The organism is Ruegeria sp. K3 (assembly GCF_056531845.1).
Genome location: NZ_JBQFMM010000002.1, coordinates 516,374 through 536,581 on the forward strand (window position 1 = coordinate 516,374; position 20,208 = coordinate 536,581).

Annotated in this window: 16 protein-coding genes and 1 tRNA gene; 6 read left to right on the forward strand and 11 right to left on the reverse strand. The window is 55.9% G+C overall.

Features of this window, described 5'->3' with window-relative positions; genetic code table 11:
* Nucleotides 1–66 precede the first annotated feature (66 nt).
* A complete protein-coding gene (locus ACR0MP_RS06380; protein ID WP_170405336.1) occupies nt 67–738 on the forward strand; it encodes a GntR family transcriptional regulator in 672 nt (223 codons plus the stop codon).
* 57 nt (nt 739–795) lie between these two features.
* Here the strand turns inward: ACR0MP_RS06380 and ACR0MP_RS06385 are convergent, their stop codons facing one another.
* Nucleotides 796–2,103 carry an aminotransferase class I/II-fold pyridoxal phosphate-dependent enzyme gene (locus ACR0MP_RS06385; protein ID WP_170405331.1) on the reverse strand — a complete coding sequence of 436 codons (1,308 nt, stop codon included), beginning with the start codon at nt 2,101–2,103 and terminating at the stop codon, nt 796–798.
* Between the two features lie 96 nt (nt 2,104–2,199).
* Here ACR0MP_RS06385 and ACR0MP_RS06390 point away from each other — a divergent pair, with 96 nt between their 5' ends.
* Nucleotides 2,200–3,078 (forward strand): LysR family transcriptional regulator, encoded by an 879-nt coding sequence (locus tag ACR0MP_RS06390; protein ID WP_170405329.1) that lies wholly within the window; start codon nt 2,200–2,202, stop codon nt 3,076–3,078.
* 107 nt (nt 3,079–3,185) lie between these two features.
* On the opposite strand, the gene ACR0MP_RS06395 is transcribed toward ACR0MP_RS06390, so the two are convergent.
* The 10 genes from ACR0MP_RS06395 to pyrH all read right to left on the reverse strand — a co-directional run bounded on the left by ACR0MP_RS06395 (nt 3,186) and on the right by pyrH (nt 14,477).
* Nucleotides 3,186–3,275: transfer RNA gene (locus ACR0MP_RS06395), tRNA-Ser, on the reverse strand.
* A 64-nt stretch (nt 3,276–3,339) separates the two neighbouring features.
* The gene (locus tag ACR0MP_RS06400; protein ID WP_170405326.1) at nt 3,340–4,167 is read right to left on the reverse strand and encodes an exonuclease/endonuclease/phosphatase family protein; all 828 of its coding nucleotides are present in this window, start codon (nt 4,165–4,167) and stop codon (nt 3,340–3,342) included.
* 87 nt (nt 4,168–4,254) lie between these two features.
* Nucleotides 4,255–6,708 (reverse strand): DUF3772 domain-containing protein, encoded by a 2,454-nt coding sequence (locus tag ACR0MP_RS06405; RefSeq protein ID WP_480886002.1) that lies wholly within the window; start codon nt 6,706–6,708, stop codon nt 4,255–4,257.
* On the reverse strand, nt 6,708–7,742 hold the full coding sequence (locus ACR0MP_RS06410) for a cysteine synthase A (protein WP_170393289.1): 1,035 nt from the start codon (nt 7,740–7,742) through the stop codon (nt 6,708–6,710). Before ACR0MP_RS06410 ends, ACR0MP_RS06405 begins: the two co-directional genes overlap by 1 nt.
* A 66-nt stretch (nt 7,743–7,808) precedes the next feature.
* The gene (locus ACR0MP_RS06415; protein WP_480886004.1) at nt 7,809–8,927 is read right to left on the reverse strand and encodes an NUDIX domain-containing protein; all 1,119 of its coding nucleotides are present in this window, start codon (nt 8,925–8,927) and stop codon (nt 7,809–7,811) included.
* Nucleotides 8,928–8,956: 29 nt separating this feature from the next.
* Nucleotides 8,957–9,397, reverse strand: a complete 441-nt coding sequence (locus ACR0MP_RS06420; protein WP_480886005.1) for a TrgA family protein — start codon at nt 9,395–9,397, stop codon at nt 8,957–8,959.
* Between the two features lie 16 nt (nt 9,398–9,413).
* Nucleotides 9,414–10,622, reverse strand: coding sequence for an SAM-dependent methyltransferase (locus ACR0MP_RS06425; protein WP_170393292.1), 1,209 nt, complete (start codon nt 10,620–10,622; stop codon nt 9,414–9,416).
* Between the two features lie 69 nt (nt 10,623–10,691).
* Nucleotides 10,692–12,116: a cryptochrome/photolyase family protein gene (locus tag ACR0MP_RS06430; protein WP_480886007.1), complete on the reverse strand. Its 1,425-nt coding sequence runs from the start codon at nt 12,114–12,116 to the stop codon at nt 10,692–10,694.
* Nucleotides 12,117–12,163: 47 nt separating this feature from the next.
* Nucleotides 12,164–13,390 (reverse strand): aminotransferase class V-fold PLP-dependent enzyme, encoded by a 1,227-nt coding sequence (locus ACR0MP_RS06435; RefSeq protein ID WP_170405314.1) that lies wholly within the window; start codon nt 13,388–13,390, stop codon nt 12,164–12,166.
* A gap of 334 nt (nt 13,391–13,724) precedes the next feature.
* Entirely contained in the window at nt 13,725–14,477 is a 753-nt protein-coding gene (pyrH, locus tag ACR0MP_RS06440; RefSeq protein ID WP_170405311.1) for a UMP kinase, read from the reverse strand.
* A gap of 97 nt (nt 14,478–14,574) precedes the next feature.
* Between pyrH and miaA the strand changes: the two genes are divergently transcribed.
* The 4 genes from miaA (at nt 14,575) to ACR0MP_RS06460 (ending at nt 20,135) form a co-directional block, all read left to right on the forward strand.
* Nucleotides 14,575–15,468 carry a tRNA (adenosine(37)-N6)-dimethylallyltransferase MiaA gene (gene miaA, locus ACR0MP_RS06445; protein WP_170405309.1) on the forward strand — a complete coding sequence of 298 codons (894 nt, stop codon included), beginning with the start codon at nt 14,575–14,577 and terminating at the stop codon, nt 15,466–15,468.
* A gap of 351 nt (nt 15,469–15,819) precedes the next feature.
* Nucleotides 15,820–17,490 (forward strand): ABC transporter substrate-binding protein, encoded by a 1,671-nt coding sequence (locus tag ACR0MP_RS06450; RefSeq protein WP_170421255.1) that lies wholly within the window; start codon nt 15,820–15,822, stop codon nt 17,488–17,490.
* Nucleotides 17,491–17,611: 121 nt separating this feature from the next.
* Nucleotides 17,612–18,658 carry an ABC transporter permease gene (locus tag ACR0MP_RS06455; RefSeq protein WP_170393299.1) on the forward strand — a complete coding sequence of 349 codons (1,047 nt, stop codon included), beginning with the start codon at nt 17,612–17,614 and terminating at the stop codon, nt 18,656–18,658.
* A gap of 13 nt (nt 18,659–18,671) precedes the next feature.
* On the forward strand, nt 18,672–20,135 hold the full coding sequence (locus ACR0MP_RS06460; protein ID WP_170393300.1) for an ABC transporter permease subunit: 1,464 nt from the start codon (nt 18,672–18,674) through the stop codon (nt 20,133–20,135).
* The last annotated feature ends 73 nt before the right edge of the window (nt 20,136–20,208 follow it).

Consider the following 20,208-nt stretch of genomic DNA (forward strand, 5'->3'; position numbering starts at 1 on the left):
ATTCGCCTTGGCAGCAGTTGTTTTATTGAATACAGAATTCATGAAGGACAGAAAGAGAGGCTCCGAGTGGCTCTGAAACAAATTAAAACACAACGCAGACGCCTGGCGGACGAGGTCTATGATCAACTGGTCGAAGCCATCATGAGTCGCGAGATCACCGGTGAAGATCGGCTAGTGCAGGAAAAGTTGGCCGCCGAGTTGAACATCAGCAGGACGCCTGTACGCGAAGCGCTCATGCGGTTGGAGACTGAAGGCGTGTTGGAAGTGGCCGCCAGCGGCGGATTTCGACTGGCGCGCATGGACCAGACCGAGGTTCGGCAACTATACCAGGCACGCGCAGCCATCGAAGGTCAAGCCGCGCGCATACTTGCGGTACACGCTGAACCAGAGGTTCTTGATCGATTGCGCGAACTCATTCGTCGCGAAGAAGATCTGAGCCAGCCGACGACCCGAGACTACTTTATCGCAAACCGGCGCATTCACCGTGCCTTCATGGTTGAGGCGGGCAACAAATTTCTGATCGACATGTTCGATATGATTTGGGGCAAAGCAATGGCGTTCCATCTGTTTTCGGCGATTGAAAACGTCGATATCTCCAAATCGCTCGGAAACCACCTGACCCTTGTTGACGCGATTGCGACGGGTGATGTCACCGAAGCGCTGGAGACTTTCACCAGCCACATTCAGGAAGGTTTCGACCTTCAGATCGAAGGTCTGAAAGAAGCAGATAACGGTTAAACCGCGTTTCTGAGCGAGCGGCCAATCTGGGCCTTTGCCTGATTGGCCGCAGCTCGTTCAAATCACGAAATGCAGCCTGTCGAACTCAGCGCGCCATCCAGATACCTCGGATAGAACGGATTCACCGCTCAAGCCACGTCGGATCAGTTCTGCCAGACGCTCTGCATCTCCTGCTGTCATACCCCACCGGACCAGCTCGGGCGTGCCGATCCGTAGGCCATTCATGTCGCCTTCCACCGGCTCAACTGGCAATCCGATGCCACATGCCAGAAACCCGGATTTTCGAAGCAGTTTGGAGGCAGTCTGACCGCCACCATACGGCGCTGCCAGTACCGCGAATTGATGAGAATTGGTGAAACCCTCTCCACCCGCGAAGACCGGAACACCTTGCGCATCCAACGCGGCAGCAAGTGCTTTGGACATCGCAATCATCTCATCTGCATAGGCTGATCCGAACTCTTTCCAATCCAGCATGGTGACGGCAAGTGCAGCCGTTTTGGCTGCATCAAAGTTGGCTGTCATGCCGGGGAAAGCAATTGTATCCAGCGCCTTGGCGATTTCCGCATCGTTTGACACAATCAGCCCCCCGGCCGGTCCGCCAAGGCTTTTGTAGGTACTCATGGTCATGAAATGCGCACCCTCCTTCAGCGGGTTGGACCACGCATGCCCGGCGATGATCCCGCACTGGTGGGCGGCGTCGAACATGACCTTTGCGCCGATTTCATCCGCTATGGCACGCACTTCGGCCACAGGATGCTCAAACAGGTTCAGACTGCCGCCTATCGTGATTAGCTTGGGGCATTCGGTCTTCGCCAATCCCCTCAAGCGTTCCAGATCAACGGTATACCCATCCGCATTGACGGGGGCCTCAATAGTGCGCAGACCAAACAGCCCCGCACACCCCGCCAAATGGTGAGTCACATGGCCACCAATCGACGCGGGCGGAGCGATTATCGCATCACCGGGATTGCAGGTCGCCATAAAACCATAGAGGTTGGCAATTGCGCCCGAAGGCACGCGAACCTCGGCGAATTGCGCGTCGAAAACATGGGCACTCAACTCTGCTGCGATGACTTCGATCTCTTCGATCGCCTCCAACCCCATTTCATATTTGTCACCAGGATATCCCAGCGATGGTCTGGACCCGATGCCTGACGACAAAAGTGCCTCGGCCTTTGGGTTCATGACATTTGTCGCCGGGTTGAGGTTGAAGCACTCTTTTTCGTGAATGCGCCGGTTTTCCTCTGCCAGATTCTCGATCCGGGCCAGTAAATCGCCAGACGACAACGATGCGGCCTTGGTCGCGATATCCTGAATCAGGGTTTCGCTTGCGGCAGGCACCCAGTCTCTTTGTACAAGTGTCATCTGACATCCTCCTGTTTTTTGCAGTTTGGCGGCTTTCGCGTGACACCGCAAAGCAGAATTGTTATTTCTTGGCGTAGAAAAACTAAGGCTAGGTCAATGAGTGTCGCCCCCAAACGCCCCAAGGGACCTCCGCTGAATGCAATGAGGGCGTTCGAGGCCGCGGCGCGTCACGTCAGCTTTGTCGCGGCGGCGGAAGAGCTGAACGTTTCTCCGGGTGCGATCTCACAGCATGTAAAGGCGTTGGAGGGTTGGGCAGGTGCGCCGCTGTTTCGCCGCAACGCGCAAGGGGTTGAACTGACGCCCCAAGGTCAATCACTTGTCGCGGTCTTCACCACAGCCTTTGATCAGATGGGCGATGCCGCTCGGGCCTTGCGGAACCTCAAGCCAAATGCCGATTTTCACATCGCCGCCTTGCCTGCTGTTGCCCAACTCTGGTTGCCCAAACGATTACGCCGGATCAGAAAGTGTTTTCCGCATATCAATTTTTCGGTCACGGCGCTGGAAACACCACCCAGCCTTTCGCGTGAGATGTTCGATTTGGCGATCTTCTTCGCGACCTTGGACGAAGCACCTGACCAAATTGTGCTGTGCGAGGATGAAACCCAACCGGTTTGCGCCCCTGCTCTGCTGGATCAGTTAACCGGCAACAACGGGTTTCAAGGCACTCCCTTGTTGCACGATCAGACGTGGAGCAGCGATTGGTCCACATGGTCGCGAAGCACAGGTTGTGAGGTCCCAGATGTCAAAACTGGCCCGCAGTTTTCGCTTTACAGCCTTGCCGTGGAAGAGGCCAAGGCCGCAGCTGGCGTGCTAATGGGGCACCTATGCTTACTCGAAGAGCCATTGAAATCTGGTGCACTCGTTACGGCCCACGCGCAATCCTGCCCGACAGGGCGTGCTCTAGCGGTTCAAGTGCCAGTGGCATCGCGACGAAGACCCGAAACCGATCAAGTCATCGCCTTGTTGTCAGATTGAGTCAAATCTCATCAATCCGGTGCATTGTGCACGACACTTCACATTGAAAGCCGTGCACAAAACAGTCTCGCATAGACCGCAAGGCAACTCAGATTTCATAGGGCATATGGCGGAGAGACAGGGATTCGAACCCTGGAGACGGTTTCCCGCCTACACACTTTCCAGGCGTGCGCCTTCGACCACTCGGCCACCTCTCCGGTAGAGGTGACTTATGCGAATTTCTGAACCGAGCGCAAGGCCCCTTTCGCAAAAATGGACGGGTCAGAAAATACGAAAGCTGGCAACAAATGGCAGATGATCCGACACCTCATCCTTGAACGCCTCGCGCCCCATATTCATGGTCCAGTGCATTGGAAACAGTCGCAGGCTGCCTCGGACATAATCGGTGGAATAAGTGCGTGATACGGCAAAACCGTCCAGCAAATTGGCGCGACCCCTATCCAGAATATGCGAAAATCGGTCTTGCAGATCCCAGCACGAAACAAAGTCCATCATGTCATCCCCGCCAAGATGGTGGAAATTGCTGACGTCCTGACCGGGGATCATGTTGAAATCACCCATCAGCAGGATTGTGCGTTGTGTCAGACCGGGGGTCGAGCGGATCTCGGCGATCTTGTCTCCGATAATCCTGCATTGGCTGTCACGTATCTGCTGCTCGGGCCGGTCTCGTCCGGATTTAAGATGCACAGCGATCAGCTTGGCCTTGAATTTGCCGACCTCGACATCGGCGATCAGGGCCTGACGTCCGCCGGGATCGTCACCTTCCGAGCCGTCGATCAGCTGCAAACCTGTCACCGAGACCCCCGGTTTGTGCAGAAACCCGATATGGATATTGCCGTTGGGCTGCGGCAGGATCTTGACCTGATAGTCCAGCCCCTTATCGGCCAGACCCAAGGCAAGCCGATCTATATGTTCGATGGGGCTGACCTCGACCAGAGTGATCAGTTCGGCGTCCAGCAGGGCCAGCCCTTCGATTTGATGGGTGACCCGGTCACTGCTGGCTGGAATGCCCATACTTGTGTTTACTGGATTGAAGCCGGCCAGATTCCAGACGGCAATACGCGCGAGGCTGTGTGAAAATGTAACCATCAAAATTCCTCCTGCAAATGACTTCAGACTACATCAAAATGAAACAGTCCGATAACCATTTGCGGGAAAATGCCGATCGCATCACGCTCAGTGGTTGTCGCCCTCGCCGTCCTGATCCCCTGCCGCGTCCAGATCGTCTGCTGTCATGTCCACTGGTTTTGTCGATGGCGCTTGGGGTGATAGGTCGTCATCCACGGCAGAAGCATCATTGGACGGATCGGACTGACCCGTCAGCATCTCAGGGTTACGGAGCCACAGGTCACGCTGCGCGAACGGGATCTCGATGCCTTCCTCAACGAACCGGCGATTGATCTCGTGGTTCATGTCGGATTTGACAGACAGCACCCAATTCACATCCCGCAGGATCGCGCGGATTTCGAAATCCAACGAGTCTGCACCGAAGCCCTGGAACACTACGCTGGGCGCGGGATTGGCCAGAACCATCGGGTGCCCGTTTGCGATCTCGCCCAGAATAGTTTCGACCTTGCGGGTATCGGTACCATAGGCGACGCCTACAGGCACGATCACTCGGCCAATCGTATTGCCCCGGGTGTAATTCGTAACCACCCCACTGATCAGGTCCGAGTTTGGAACGATCACATCCGTCCGGTCGAACGTCTCGATCCGCGTCGACCGGACTGAGATATCGCGCACATATCCCATCATCCCGTTCACATCGATCCAGTCACCTTTGGAGATAGGACGCTCAACCAGCAGGATGATCCCTGAGACAAAGTTCGATACAATGGTCTGAAGACCGAAACCGATGCCGACCGACAAAGCACCCGCCACGATCGCAAGCGAGGACAGGTCAAAACCGGCAACCATGATGGCGACCAGTGCCGCCAGAAAAATTCCGACATATCCGGTACCCGACACGATGGCATTTTGCCCGCCGGGATCAATGCTGGTCTTCGGCAGCAGTGAATTGCGCAGCCCGCTTTGCAGCAAACGGGTCAGCGTATAGCCAATGGCGAAAATGGCAACGAACGTCAGGAAGTTACTGGGTGAAATCGTAACCCCGCCAATATCGAACCCCAGCAACAATCGCGACCAAGCTTCAAGCAGATCCGTCTGCCGCGCGCCCCAGTAAAGCGCCAATATCGGCAACGCCAGAATGGCAAGCGCGAACCCGACCAGAACCGAAAACAGTGAATCGCGCGCGGCGTCGCCCTGCCCCGAAAGCCAGCCATACACTGTACCGATAAATCGCTGCACGATCACCAGAGCTGCAATCAGAACCAGCGTTTTGATGGCAGGAAATACGATAGCTTCGGCAGCGTTGATGTATCCGAAGGCCCCCAAGATCGGAGTCGCAATCCCAAGCATGAACAAGGCGCGCCGCAGGAACTCGACCAATTGGCTGAACCCTGCGCCACGGCGGGTAGCTTCCTGGTCTGTCTGTTCTTGCTGAGGCTCTGATTGCCGGACCTGACGCACACGCAGCAGAAGAAGGGCCGAAACCACAACGATCGGGAAGCCAACAACGGCACGGGTCGCGTCCGAGATATTCTCGATCTGCTCGAACAATTGCGCCAGCTCATGCAGAATAAGCATGACCGCCAACAGGTCGATATAAACCCGCAATTCTCTGATTTTGCCTGCGGACAGTCTTTGGAAGTTCTGCGCCGCTCCCATCAGATAGACCTGCCGGCCGATCCAATCAAAATAGAAGATAATCGCGGCCCAATAGGGGATTTGCTGGAACAAAAGTGTACCGCGCAGGCCCAGCACGCCAGTTAGCACGACGGCGGTGACCAACGCCAACACGCCCAACCAAGGCAATAGAATGCGCAACAGCGAGACAATAAAGGTCCAGACCCCGCTGCCGCTACCTCCTAGCGAGCGGAGATATTCGCCGCCGTTCTCGGACCATTTGCGCCCAAACAGCAATAGAACTGCTGAAACAACCAACAGCACGAGAATGCCAAGACCGCGCTCGCGGATTTGTTCGCGCACCACATCAGAGCGCAAGTTTTCGATGGTTTCGTTAATAAGACTGTGCGTCGCCTCTTTGATGTCGACCCAGGCTGGTCCCCAATAGACGGGGTTGAGCGGCGATGGCCCGCGTTTCAGCATCTCTTTCTTTTGTCTGTCCCGGACGATCCGATCAATTTCGCTGATCAGCCCATTCGCGCGACTGAAAGCCTCTTCCGAGATGATGCGGGGAACACGCAAACTGTTCAGCTGGGTTTCGAGTTGCGCGCGCAGCTTGGCAATGTCTTCGGCCTCGCTTTCCCCGTCAGCCGGCTTTGGGCCAAGCGCCTTGAGTTGGCTTTCCAGCGTCTGAATACGATCGGTGTTGGCACCTCGGGCTTTGTTAAAGTCTTCGCGATACTCATTTATTTCCGAACGCAAATTCTCTAATGCTGCGTTGGATGCACGGTTCGCGCGAATAACAGATTCCGCCCGGTCCGCCGTGCTGACCCAGCCCTGATAATACTCGCTCTGCCGGTCAGTAAGTTGGGCAGAGGCGATCCCGCCCAACCCAATCAAGCAGAATAGCACCAGAACCAGACACAGGCGGACCTGTTGCAGCATCACACGTCCTCAAACACGCCAGGAATACTGCGCGGCGCATCGGTCATCCAATCGGGCACGGGGAGTTCCTTTTCACGCAGGAATTCAGGATTGAACAGTTTGGATTGATAGCGGGTGCCGTAGTCACACAAAATCGTAACAATGGTGTGCCCTGGCCCCAGTTCTTTCGCCAAACGGACGGCACCGGCAATGTTGATCGCGGTTGACCCGCCCATCACCAGACCCTCTTCGCGCAGCAGATCGAAGATATAGGGCAGCGCTTCGCTATCGGTAATCTGCCAGGAATGGTCAGGTGTGAACCCTTCGAGGTTCTTGGTAATCCGCACCTGTCCGATACCTTCTGCGATAGAACCACCCTCCATCGCGATCTCACCAGTGGTGTAGAAGGAATAGAGCCCCGCCCCCATCGGATCAGCCAAACCGATCTTGACACCCTTGGGCTGCAACGCTTCGGCCACCCCGGCCAGAGTACCACCCGATCCAACGGCACAGATGAAGCCATCGACTTTACCGCCGGTCTGCTCCCAGATTTCGGGACCAGTGGTTTCCACATGTGCCTGACGGTTGGCGACATTGTCGAACTGATTGGCCCAAATCGCGCCATTTGGTTCGGTTTGAGCCAACTGCTCGGCCAGACGGCGCGAATAGTGCACAAAGTTGTTGGGATTACGGTACGGCGCCGCAGGCACCTGCACAAGCTGAGCCCCCGCCAGGCGGAGCATATCCTTTTTCTCTTCGGATTGGGTTTCAGGAATGACGATCACCGTCTTGAACCCCATCGAGGCACCAACCAGCGCCAGACCGATGCCGGTATTCCCGGCCGTGCCCTCAACAATCGTGCCGCCGGGTTTCAGATCACCGCGCGCTATCGCATCGCGGATGATAAACAACGCAGCACGGTCTTTGACGGACTGACCCGGGTTCATGAATTCGGCCTTGCCGAGAATCTCGCATCCCGTTTCTTCGCTGACGCGACGCAGCCGGATCAAAGGTGTTTTACCGACAGCGTCGGCAAGGTCTCGTGCAATGCGCATGGCATCCTCTTGTCATATGGTATTGCAGCAGATTTACAGGTGCCCTGACGCGATCACAAGCAGGGATCACTTAGCGCGCAGTCGATCGCGGTTCCGCGCCAACCAATAAGCAAGAGTTAGAAGCGGCAGATCCTTGAAAACATGAGCATCTACCATGCTCATGAATTCATCAAACGGCAGAATTCTGCTGCGGATATCCTCACCTTCCGAAGCGAGGCCACCGCTTTCAACCGTACTAGTCAGATCCCCAAGACCGACATAGAGATAAACATATTCTGTTGACGATCCGCTGGATGAATAGGCACCACCTGCATATTCCAGTTGGTATAGTGAAATCTGCGCTTCTTCCATGGCCTCGCGGGTGGCCGCCTGCTGAGGTGTTTCGCCCGGGTCGATCATGCCAGCCACAGGCTCCCACATCCACGGCTCGGGGTCGTCGATCAGGAACACGGGCGCGCGGAATTGCTCTACCAGCAACACCGTATCGCGCACCGGATCATAAGGTAGGACGACCACAGCGGACCCTTGCATCAATCCATTGCGATGCAGCACCGGACTCATCTCGCCGTTATTCTGACGATGCTGCAGTTCAATTTCATCCATCCCAAAATAGTTGACATAGGCGCGCTTGCGGTCATGAACGATCACGTCATCCGCAACGCTCCGCTCATCCCCCGCTCCACGTTGTCTTGCCGCTAATCTGGCCCAGGCGCGTGTTCTTATGGCTGGAAAGCTGCGCACGATGTCCGAGGCATCGACTCTTCCATAATGGGCCATCACCTCGTCTGCCGCGAACACCGAAAGCGCACCCCAATCCCTGATCCAGGTTTCATGATCCCACGGTGCGCCTTTTTTCCAAATCTCAGTATCCGGAAAGAACACCAAGGCCTGATGTTCTTTTCCATCCTCAGTCACGATTGTCTCCGGGCGCAGTTCATATTCGAAACCGCCTTCATAGTAGGCCAATCGACTACGCTCGACGTCACCTAGGCCCTGCACCAGAACGCCACTGGCCTTACTGCCCTTTTCGGTGACAATCATTGGAAAGGGTTGATCTTGAACCGCGTATACGGCGTGATCCGGCAAAACAGCCTGCATCGCCGATAAATCGCCTGCGCTGCGACCCATGACGAGTTCCAGCAAAGAGACATGGCGCAAAGTGCCATAGAAAAACAGATTGGACAAAGCAGAGGCCCCGAATTGGCAGATCAGATTTAACGCCAGCGGCGAAAAGCAATTTCGGTAAGTATCCCGCTGAGAACAGCACCAAAACCCAGCGTAAGCAGGATTTCCGGTGCCAGAAGCTGTTCACCATAGCCAATCCCGATCTGAAAGATGGCAAGCAGAGCCTCAAACGGACCACCAAACCGATGGCGCATCGCCTGACTGAACATCTCGTAGGTGCCCTGAACGAACAGCCCCCAGAACACCAGCGCCGCTACACCGGTTAAACCGTTGTTGACGGCCGCGGTCCAGCCACGGCCAGCACGTTTACCCATGACAACCCAGCCGCAGATCCAACCCAGGATTATGTTCACGTAAGTGAAATAACCATAGTCCTTACCCTCTTCCCCGTTGTCGATGATCATGCCCGTCACAAGGAACGCGATCACCAGCAGACACAACGCGGCGACGAGACGTGAGGCTGTAGGCATTCGATTTTTCCGTTCTTCAACTGGGTTTGGCTATCGTGATCTGTGTCACATCACAATTACCGGTGTCAAAGGCTGCGCCACATGCGGTCAAATAATAATTCCACATGCGGCGAAAACGCTCATCAAACCCCATCTCCGATATCTGATCCCACTTGGCATTGAAGGTCTCGTACCAGCGCCGCAGGGTCAGATCGTAGCTTTTGCCAAACTCTTTTGAGCGTACAACGGTCAACCCCGCCTGATCGATCTGATCTCTAAGGATAGACGGTGCTGGCAACATCCCGCCGGGAAAGATGTATTTCTGAATGAAATCAACGCCGTTCTTGTAAATATCCCAACGATGATCCGCGACCGTGATGATCTGCAAAGTGGCATGGGCACCCGGCTTCAACCGATCACGGACCGTGTTGAAATATGCGGGCCAATATTTCTGACCGACCGCCTCGAACATCTCGATCGAGGCAATTCCATCATATTGACCCTGCTCATCGCGGTAGTCCTGTAGCTTGAACTCCACGAGATCAGAAAGTCCCGCTTTTTCAATTCGCTCTCTAGCAAACTTCAACTGCTCTTGGCTAATGGTCAGCCCGGTGACGCGCAGCCCGCGCTCTTTCGCGGCATATTCGGCGAACCCACCCCAGCCGCACCCGATCTCAAGGATATGATCCCCCGGTTTGGCCCCCATTTCATCCACTAGGCTGGCATATTTCGCAGTTTGCGCCTTTTCGAGGCTTTCCTGACCCGTTTCAAATATGGCGCTGGAATAGGTCATCGTGTCATCCAGCCACAGGCCATAGAAATCATTGCCGAGATCATAGTGATACGAGATGTTCTTTTTCGCCTGTGACCGATTGTTACGATGCAACCAGAACCGCAGTCTTTCATAGGCTCGCACTAGAAACTGTCCGGTAAAATCATCGTAGACCGTCTCAGTTCCCAGATGCACGAGGTCCATGAAACTGCGTAGGTCCGGTGTGCTCCAATCGCCTTCAAGGTAGCCGTCCGAGAAGCCCAGCTCTCCCTCGCGCACCAGCCGGGAAAAGACGTCCGGGTCGTGGATGTCCACATGTGCCACGGGGCCTGGTTGTGGCGCATCCGCGCGGAAAATGCGTCCGTCGGGCAGCGCGATGTCAAGTCGGCCGCGCTCCATCCTCTTCAGCATCTTGAAGACTTGTGTAAAATATCTCGGCAGGTTTTCCTGCCCTTCGGTGCTCGTCAGGAACATCCGCTCTCCCCTCTGCGGTTGCGGGTCAAAGCTAGGACGGGATTCGGTTTCTGGCAAGTTTTCAGTTCCTTACTGGTCTTTTCTGGCATTATACGCGCCCAACGCACGGGCGCGGCCTTCCTTCAGCCCCACCACCGGTGCGGGATACATCTGGTCAGGAGAAAGCCCCCATGATCGCGGCACGGCATCAAAATAGGCCAGCGCGGTGGATGGCGGCTCGGATTGGCCCTCGGCAATCCAGCGACGCACATAACCTGAGTTTGGATCAAACCGCTCGCGCTGTGTGTCGGGATTGAAGATACGGAAATACGGTGCGGCATCAGGGCCGCAACCGGCCACCCATTGCCATCCCATCGCATTTGCAGCTGGGTCCCAGTCGATCAGGCAATCCCCGAACCAGTCGGCGCCGATTTTCCAATGCGTCATCAGATGCTTTGTCAGATAACTCGCGACAATCATCCGAGCCCGATTGTGCATGCGTCCGGTGACATACATTTGTCTTAGACCGGCATCAACAAGCGGAATTCCGGTTCTTGCCTGGCGCCATGCGCGCACTTCGGGCGTGTCGGGATCAGTATTCCAAGGGAATGCGTCCCATTCAGGCTTCCAATTGGCACTCAGAAGATGCGGCCAGTGGTACATTAAGTGATATGCGAACTCACGCCACACAAGCTGACGCAGATAGCCTTCACCACCATGCGCCCCGGTTTGGTCGGCGATTTGCACCCGATGCCAGATTGTACGCGGCCCGATCTCGCCCAGTGCAAGGTATTCTGAAAGATCAGAGGTTCCAGATTGATCCAGTTGGTCCCGCTGTTCGCGATACTGATCAATACGTTCTAGAAACGCATCCAACTGGTCCAGCGCTGCATTTTCGCCCGGGTGGACAAACGGGCGGACCACTGCGGCCCCGCGCTGCATATCCCGATCCAGTCGCCAATCAGACAATTGATCGGACGCAGGCCAGGTTTTCGGCGTCATAAGCCGCGTGGGCGCGGGCTCGGGCAAAGAGACTTCGCGCCCCTGCACTGATCGCCACATCGGAGTGAAGACCCGAAACGGCTGGCCGGTTTTGGTGGCGATCGTCCAAGGCTCAAACAAAAGCAGGCCAGCAAAAGACTGTGCCTGGATACCCTGTTCGGTCAAAGCAGCCTTGATCTGGGTATCCCTGTTGATCGCCTCTGGATCATAAGCCCGCGTCCAGAATACGGAGCCTGCCCCAGTTTCTCTGACCAGTTCACAAAGAACATCCAGTGCTTGACCCTGGCGAAGTATCAACTTGCTGCCAAGCTGCTCAAGCCTGCCGGCAAAAGCGTCAAGGCCCAGACCAAGGCGCCATTTCGGCGCGGCACCCAAAGTCTGAACCTGATGATCTAGAACAAATACGGGCACGATGGGTCGACCTGATTGCACCGCCGCGCTCAGCGCCGGATGATCTCCTAACCGAAGATCGCGCCTGAACCACAAAATGATCGGAGAATGATCAAAATCCATGTCCGCCCCATGTTTTCTTCGAACTACGAAGCGCCGCAGAAACTGGATCACAAAACGCGGTCAAGCGCCTCCAAAAGCTGATCAATTTCCTGTCGACTGGTGTAGTGTGTAAAGCTAAGGCGCAAGACCCCTTGTTCTGCGTCAACGCCCATCGCTTGCAACGGGCGATGTGCGTAGAAATCACCGCCACCTGCCATGATACCGTGTTTGGAAAGCTCGGCAGCAACAGGCTCGGCCTTCTTATTCAGACTTAACGCTACCGTCGGTGCGCGCCGACTGGCATCAGACGGTCCGATCAGGCGCAGAGCGTTCCGGTCTTTGACCGCGTCCAGTAGAGGTTGCAATAAAGCGACCTCGTGTTCCCGCATCAGATCATGCACAAAGGACCCCCGTGCCGAAGCTCCTGCTTCCGGTCCGCCATGATGGGTACAAAGCAGGTCCACATAGTCCGCCATGCCTGCGCTGGCCGCGATCTGAGCATGGTCAGGCCCGGCTGGTGTGAACCGCTTGAAAAGAGTGTCGCCGTTGAAATAATGCGCTTGGTTGGGCAGCAATTCACCCAGAGCTCGTCGAATAACCATGCAACCCTGATGCGGGCCATAGGTTTTGTAGGCGGAGAACAGATAGATATCAGGGCCCAGATCACCGACATTGGGGAACCCGTGCGGTGCGTAAGAAACCCCGTCGACACAGGCAAAAGCACCCGCAGCATGGGCGATTGCGGTGATTTCGGTGACCGGGTTGATTTCCCCAACGACATTCGAGCAATGCGGAAAGCACACCAGCCGCACTTTCTCGTCCAGCAAATTCTCCAAATCTTGCGGGTTCAAAGACCCACTCTCCGGATCAATCTTCCATTCCCGAATTTCGATCCCTTCATCGGCCAATCGCCGCCAGGGCCCCGAGTTTGCTTCGTGGTCCTGATTGGTCACGACAATCGCTTCGCCCGGCTGCATCCACTGCCGGAATGCCTGAGCCAGTACATAGGTGTTTTGCGTCGTCGAAGGGCCAAAGCTCAGCTCATCTGTTTCCACCCCCAATATCGCGGCAAGTCGCGCTCGTGCTTCGTCCATTTCCACGCCCCCCGCACGGCTCGCCGCATAGGGCGCGTAGGGCTGAACCTTTCGCTGGGTGTAGAACCGGCTCAACCGATCAAGCACAGGTTTGCAGGTATAGGATCCACCTGCATTCTCAAAAAAGGCCTGTCCTTGAAGACTGGGTTCCGAAAAGGCCGGGAACTGTGCCCGAACGAATTCAATATCAAGAGCGCCCATCGCATCTCTCTCCCTTATCATGCACTACAGTCCGGGTCGTTGCCCGCGCAAAGTCCGGACATCCCCGAAAACAAGGCAGGTCTTCCAGCCCAGCCGCAGGTCCTTGAAACGGGTAGGGATCGACGGCAGCCCCCATGATGGCCCCATCACCACCAGCAGACCAGGCCAGATAGCCAGAGGCAGAAGGTTGGGTCAAGTGATTGCGTTATTAGTATTTTTTGCCGCCACGCAATGCGTGCACTGACGACGTCATTGGCCCACGCGGGGCTTAGTTTGTTTTTGAGTACAAAAATGCCGGGCAGAGATGCCCGGCTCAGTGTTGTTCAAATCAGCATTAGCCCTGAACTTTGGTATAAGTCCCCTCACCCGCCAGGATGCCGCGGAACCCGCCGGGCTCATCCAGACCGAAAACGATCAGTGGCAGATTGTTGTCGCGCGCCAACGCTATGGCCGATGCGTCCATCACGCGCAGCCGCTTGGCCAAAACATCGTCATAGGAAACCTGATCATAGCGCACTGCATCCGAGTGTACCTTGGGGTCTTTGTCATAAACGCCATCCACACCGTTCTTGCCCATGAAGATCGCCTGACACGCCATTTCGTTAGCGCGTAGAGTCGCAGCGGTATCGGTGGTGAAATAGGGGTTCCCGGTTCCTGCGGCAAAGATGCAAACCCGCTTTTTCTCAAGGTGACGAACAGCACGGCGGCGAATGTAGGGCTCGCACACCTCATCCATCCGAATGGCCGAAATCACACGTGTAAAGACCCCTACCCCCTCCAGCGCGGATTGCATCGCCAGCGCGTTCATGACAGTCGCCAGCATGCCCATGTAGTCGGCTGTCGTACGCTCCATCCCCTGCGCAGATCCAGACAGACCACGGAAGATATTGCCACCACCGATGACCATGCAAATCTCAACACCAAGATCATGAACCGATTTGACCTCTTGCGCGATGCGCTGAACGGTGGGCGGATGCAGTCCGAATCCCTGATCTCCCATCAGCGCCTCGCCGGAAATCTTCAACATGACTCGGTCATATGTTGTTTTTGGGGTCTCGGTGGTCTCGACGGAAGGGGAAAGGCTCATGTTGCGCTCCGGGCTGGCACGGGGTTATTTTCCGGCGCAAAATGAAGCAAAACCTCCGCAGGTTCAATGCGGATAGTCAGGAACGGGGCAACCAGTCATGGCCGACAACTCTGAGAACCGGCTTTTGGCGCATTTGCCGTCGATTCCCGATGACAAACCTGTATTGATCGCCGGGCCCACTGCCTCGGGCAAATCGGCGCTGGCGCTGTTGATCGCCGAGCGTTTCGGAGGCGTGATTGTCAACGCCGATGCCAGTCAAATCTATGACTGCTGGCGTATTATCTCGGCCCGACCCTCGCCCGAGGATGAGGCCCGCGCACAGCACCGTTTGTATGGGCATGTTGCCTATGACCAGACCTATTCGACTGGTCATTGGCTGCGAGAGGTCACGCCGATGCTGTCGCAACGCCCTCGTCCGATAATCGTCGGAGGGACCGGTCTGTATTTCACAGCTCTGACCGAGGGGATGGCCGATATCCCTGCAACCCCGCCGGAAATCCGGGAACACGCGGATAAGTTGCCGTTGCAAGAACTGATCGCGGGTTTGGACGGTCTGACCCTGCAGAGGATCGACACCCAAAACCGCGCGCGTGTTCAGCGCGCCTGGGAGGTTCAGAGCGCAACCGGGCGATCCCTTTCGGATTGGCAGGCCGACACACCCGCCCCGATACTGGATATTCAAAACACGGTACCGATTGTTTTCGACGCCAGAAAAGACTGGCTGCTGGATCGCATCAACCGACGGTTCGACCTGATGTTGGACCAAGGAGCTATAGAGGAAGTGGAGGCCATGCGCGATCGCTATGACCCCTCTTTTCCCTCCTGTAAAGCGATCGGCGTTCCGGAGCTAATGGGCTACCTGGACGGCCGCATGACACTGGATGAGGCGCGCGAAAAAGCGACGATCGCGACACGTCAGTTTGCCAAGCGTCAACGCACATGGTTCCGTGCGCGCATGAAGTTCTGGCATCACCTTGACGCAGCGCGTTGAAGGTTGCAGCCGCCGGATACGATAAAGCCCAATATAACAACGCCTTAATCAGCACCATGGTGAGAGATAGATATGTATCCATCTATCCGTCACAACGTGTCTCGTTTCCTTTCACATTGAAACTTTCCGAACCTCACTTTCTGCCCGGATGTCGTTTTTGTACCATCTATGACGATTTCCAACATTGACGCAGGGAAAAAACTGGTGCCGAATGCGGCTATGGGGATGTTGATAAATCGTAAATCCAAGCCCGTGGCCCTACCAACCGAGACTAAACGGTCCCTGTAGTGCCCGGCTCTATCAATCAGAAACACGAAATCTAAAAAAATTATGTGTCACAGGGAGACATCTATGGAAAACCAGACAATCAACGGAAAGCCGATGCATTGGGCGGCAGAGATGCACGCCAAGGAATATCGTGAGGGCAATCTGAGCCGTCGTGAATTTCTGGCCCGTGTAACCGCGCTGGGCGTTGCTGTACCGACGGCATATGGCATGATTGGCCTGCAGTCACCGGCAGCCGCTGCCGAACCTCAGCGTGGCGGCACCATCCGCTATCAAATGGAAGTGCGCGCACTGAAAGACCCGCGCACATATGACTGGACGCAGATCGCAACCTTCACGGCTGGCTGGCTGGAATATCTTGTCGAATACAATAATGACGGCTCGTTCAAACCCATGTTGCTGGAAAGCTGGGAAGCCAATGATGACGCCACTGAATACACGCTGAACGTCCGCAAAGGTGTGAAGTGGAACAATGGTGACGATTTCACTGCCGAAGACGTAGCTCGCAATATCGAAGGTTGGTGCGACGGGTCTCTGGAAGGGAACTCGATGGCCTCGCGCATGGCCTCACTGATGGATGAGAGCACTCAGAAAGCCGCAGATGGCGCCATCACCGTTGTCGACTCGCATACAGTCAAGCTGAAGTGCAACGCGCCGGATATCACGATCATCCCCGGCATGGCAGATTACCCGGGTGCAATCGTACACAGCAGCTTTGATGCAAATGATATGCTGTCCAACCCAGTTGGTACGGGTTTCATGATGCCCGAAAGCCATGAGGTCGGCGTGAAGGGCGTTCTGGTCCGCAACGAAGGCTTTGACTGGTGGGGCTACGAAGCTGGTAAAGGCGGCTATATCGACCGGATCGAATTCATCGATTATGGCACTGACCCTGCTGCTTTCCTGGCCGCCTATGAGGCCGAAGAGATCGATATGAACTGGGAATCGGTTGGCGAGTTTGTCGACATCTTTGACAGTATTGGGCTTGTCCGCTCGGAAATCCCATCGGGCTTTACCATTGTCATTCGCCCCAACCAGCTGGCTGAAGACGCCGATGGCAACAAGATCTACGGCGACAAGAGGGTCCGTCAGGCCCTCGCCATGGCAGTTGACAACGCCGTCTGCCTTGAACTTGGCATGTCCGGCTACGGCATCACTGCCGACAACTGTCATGTAGGCCCGATGCACCCCGAGTACGACTCGGCTGTGACGCGTATCCCTTACGATCCGGCAGGCGCAAAGGCGCTGATGGACGAAGCGGGTATGGGCGATTTCGAGCACGAAGTGCAGTCGATCGACGATGACTGGCGTCGCAATACCACGGCTGCGGTAGTGGCTCAGTTGAACGATGCGGGCATCAAGGCAAAGCACACGGTTCTGCCCGGTTCGACATTCTGGAACGACTGGACCAAGTACCCGTATTCCTCGACCAACTGGAACCACCGCCCGCTGGGCACGCAGGTTCTGGCACTGGCGTATAAGTCGGGTGTCGCTTGGAACGAGTCTGGTTTTGCCAACGAAGAGTTCGACAAGCTGCTGGCCGAGGCGAACTCGATCGCGGATGTCGATATGCGCCGTGAGGTGATGGCGAAGCTGCAGACGATCATGATCGACGAAGGCGTGGTCATCCAGCCCTATTGGCGGACCGCGATGCGTCACCACCGCGACAATATGGTCGGTGTCGAAAAGCACATTGCGGACCTGCCGCAGCTTTATAAGTTCGGCCTGACTTCCTAAGCCGAAACCTACAAGGGCCGCGCCAATCTGGCGCGGCCCTTCGTCCTCAATACGGCGACCAGAATAATAGCAATGCGTGGGGCGAAATGCCTGTCACGCCAGCCGATCAACAGGGGCTAACATGGGACTTTTTATTCTAAGGCGTGTGGGGATTATGCTGCTTACAGCGTTGTGCCTGACATTCCTGGTCTTCTTCCTTACCAATCTCTATCCGAACCTGGAAAAACTTGCGAAGACGCAGGGCAATTTCCGGATGTCTGATGAACAGGTCGAAAGCTATCTAGAGAAAAACGGCTACCTCCAGTCCACGCCGATCAAATACGGTGAATGGCTGGGTGTCCTGCCCTCGTTCCGACACACGAATGAGGACGGTACCGTTCAGGGCAGATGTATCCTGCCAGGCAAAACTGCCGAGGAATCTCCGAATTTCTGCGGTATCCTGCAGGGGTACTGGGGATATTCAACTGTCTTCAAGGAAGAGGTCTCTACCGTTGTTGGCAACCGGCTGGCACTGACCGGACGGCTGATGTTCTGGGTGATGCTGCTGATGGTCCCTTCGGCACTCATTCTGGGCATCCTGGCCGGGATGAAGGAAGGTTCGGCCACTGACCGGACGCTTTCAACCTTTGCCATCACGACGACGGCGACGCCAGAATACGTCTCGGGCGTTATCTTCATAGCGATCTTCACATCCTCCGCCGTCGGGTTGAAATGGTTCAAAGGCACCGCCACGCAAGCGATGGAGAACCCGACGTTCGAGAACTTCTTCCTACCAGTTCTGACCATCGCGCTTTACGGGATGGGCTATATCGCCCGGATGACCCGCGCCTCAATGACCGAGGTGATGACGGCGCAATACATCAGGACGGCGCGTCTGAAAGGCGTGTCATTCCCGAATATCGTCATGAAACACGCGCTGCGCAACGCGCTTATCGCGCCCTTTACTGTCATTATGCTGCAGTTCCCATGGCTGCTGAATGGTGTCGTGATCGTCGAGACCCTGTTCAACTACAAGGGTTTTGGCTGGGCGCTTGTACAGGCGGCGGGCAACAATGACATACAGCTTCTGCTGGCGATCTCGGTCGTGTCGGTCTTTGTGGTGCTGGTGACGCAGCTGATCTCGGATATCGGCTATGTCTACCTCAACCCGCGCATCCGCATTTCGTAAGGAGGGATAGATCATGGAACCACTTACCTGGACCGGCTCTATCGCCTTCCTGAACCCGCTGTTGATGCTTGCGTTGGGACTGATGCTTTTGTCCATCGTTGTCTGGATGCTGGCAAGTATCGTGCTGCCCGAAGATCAGATGATTGTGAATGCCGATGGGACGCTCAGTTCGAGCTCTGGCCTGAGAATCCTGATACAATCGGCGCTGCGATATAGCTTTCTGGCAAGTGTGGGAATTGCGGTGGCGTACATTGTCCTTGGCATCCTGATGGGGACCAGTGCTGGCATCATCGGCGCAATCTCTCAGCAGTTTCTGCCCGTCTGGCTGTCGCTGATCATCCTTTATGCGATGTCGATTGCGTTCAAGCGCAAGCTGGGCCTATACGGCAAGCTGTTCGACAGCCCCATTGGTATGATCGGCTTTGGCCTTGTGATGTTCTGGGTGTTCACCGGCATATTTGGCGCACTCGATCTGATCGTAACCCACGATCCGCTGTCGCAGGTCTCAGGCATGAAGAACAAGGTGCCGGGCACCCCGCTTCCCAATCTGGAGGACGGTCAATACGCTTGGTATTTGCTGGGTGGAGATAACCTCGCGCGCGACGTCTTTAGCCGTATGGTTAAAGGTGCCTGGATCGTCGTGCAGATCGCGCCGCTGGCGACGATGTTTGCCTTCATGGTTGGTATCACTCTGGGTTTACCCGCAGGCTACTATGGCGGGCGTCTGGATACGCTCCTGTCATTCCTCGCGAACCTGATCCTGGCCTTTCCCGTGATCTTGCTGTTCTACCTTTTGGTCACGCCCGAGATCGTAGCGACCGGCGTGCCGAACTATATGGCCGCGATCCTGTTCGTGTTCCCGATCATCTTCCTCGGCGTTCTGCTGAATTCGCGTTTCTATACGCGTCCCAGTTTTCGAACGCCTTTGTTGATCGGGGTTCTGGGTGTTGCGCTCTGGCTCTACCTGTCGCTGATTTCGACCGGTGGCTACATCATCAACACCGACAGCTACCGCATCTGGGGTCTCCCGACCTACCTTGATCTGTTCGATATTCCAGGCGGTATTCTGGTGGTGTTCGTCTCGGTGGTCTTCGTGAACTCACCGACCGTGTTCCGCATCGTGCGCGGACTGGCGCTGGACATCAAAACTCGCGACTATGTGGCTGCGGCCCAAACGCGCGGCGAGGGTCCATGGTACATCATGCTGTGGGAAATCCTGCCCAACGCGCGTGGTCCGCTGATCGTCGATTTCTGCCTGCGCATCGGCTACACGACCATCCTGCTTGGAACCTTGGGTTTCTTTGGGCTGGGGCTGCCACCGGAAAGCCCGGACTGGGGCTCGACGATCAACGAGGGGCGCAAGCTTCTGTCGATCTATCTACATCCCGCACTGCCGCCCGCGCTGGCATTGCTGTCGCTGGTTCTTGGCTTGAACCTGCTGGCGGATGGTCTGCGCGAAGAAAGTCTGAAGGACTGATTGTGATCGAGGTGCGGCAGACGGTGAAGGGACCCTGCCGACCTCCCGCGCTCTTATACCCTCTTCTAAAGGT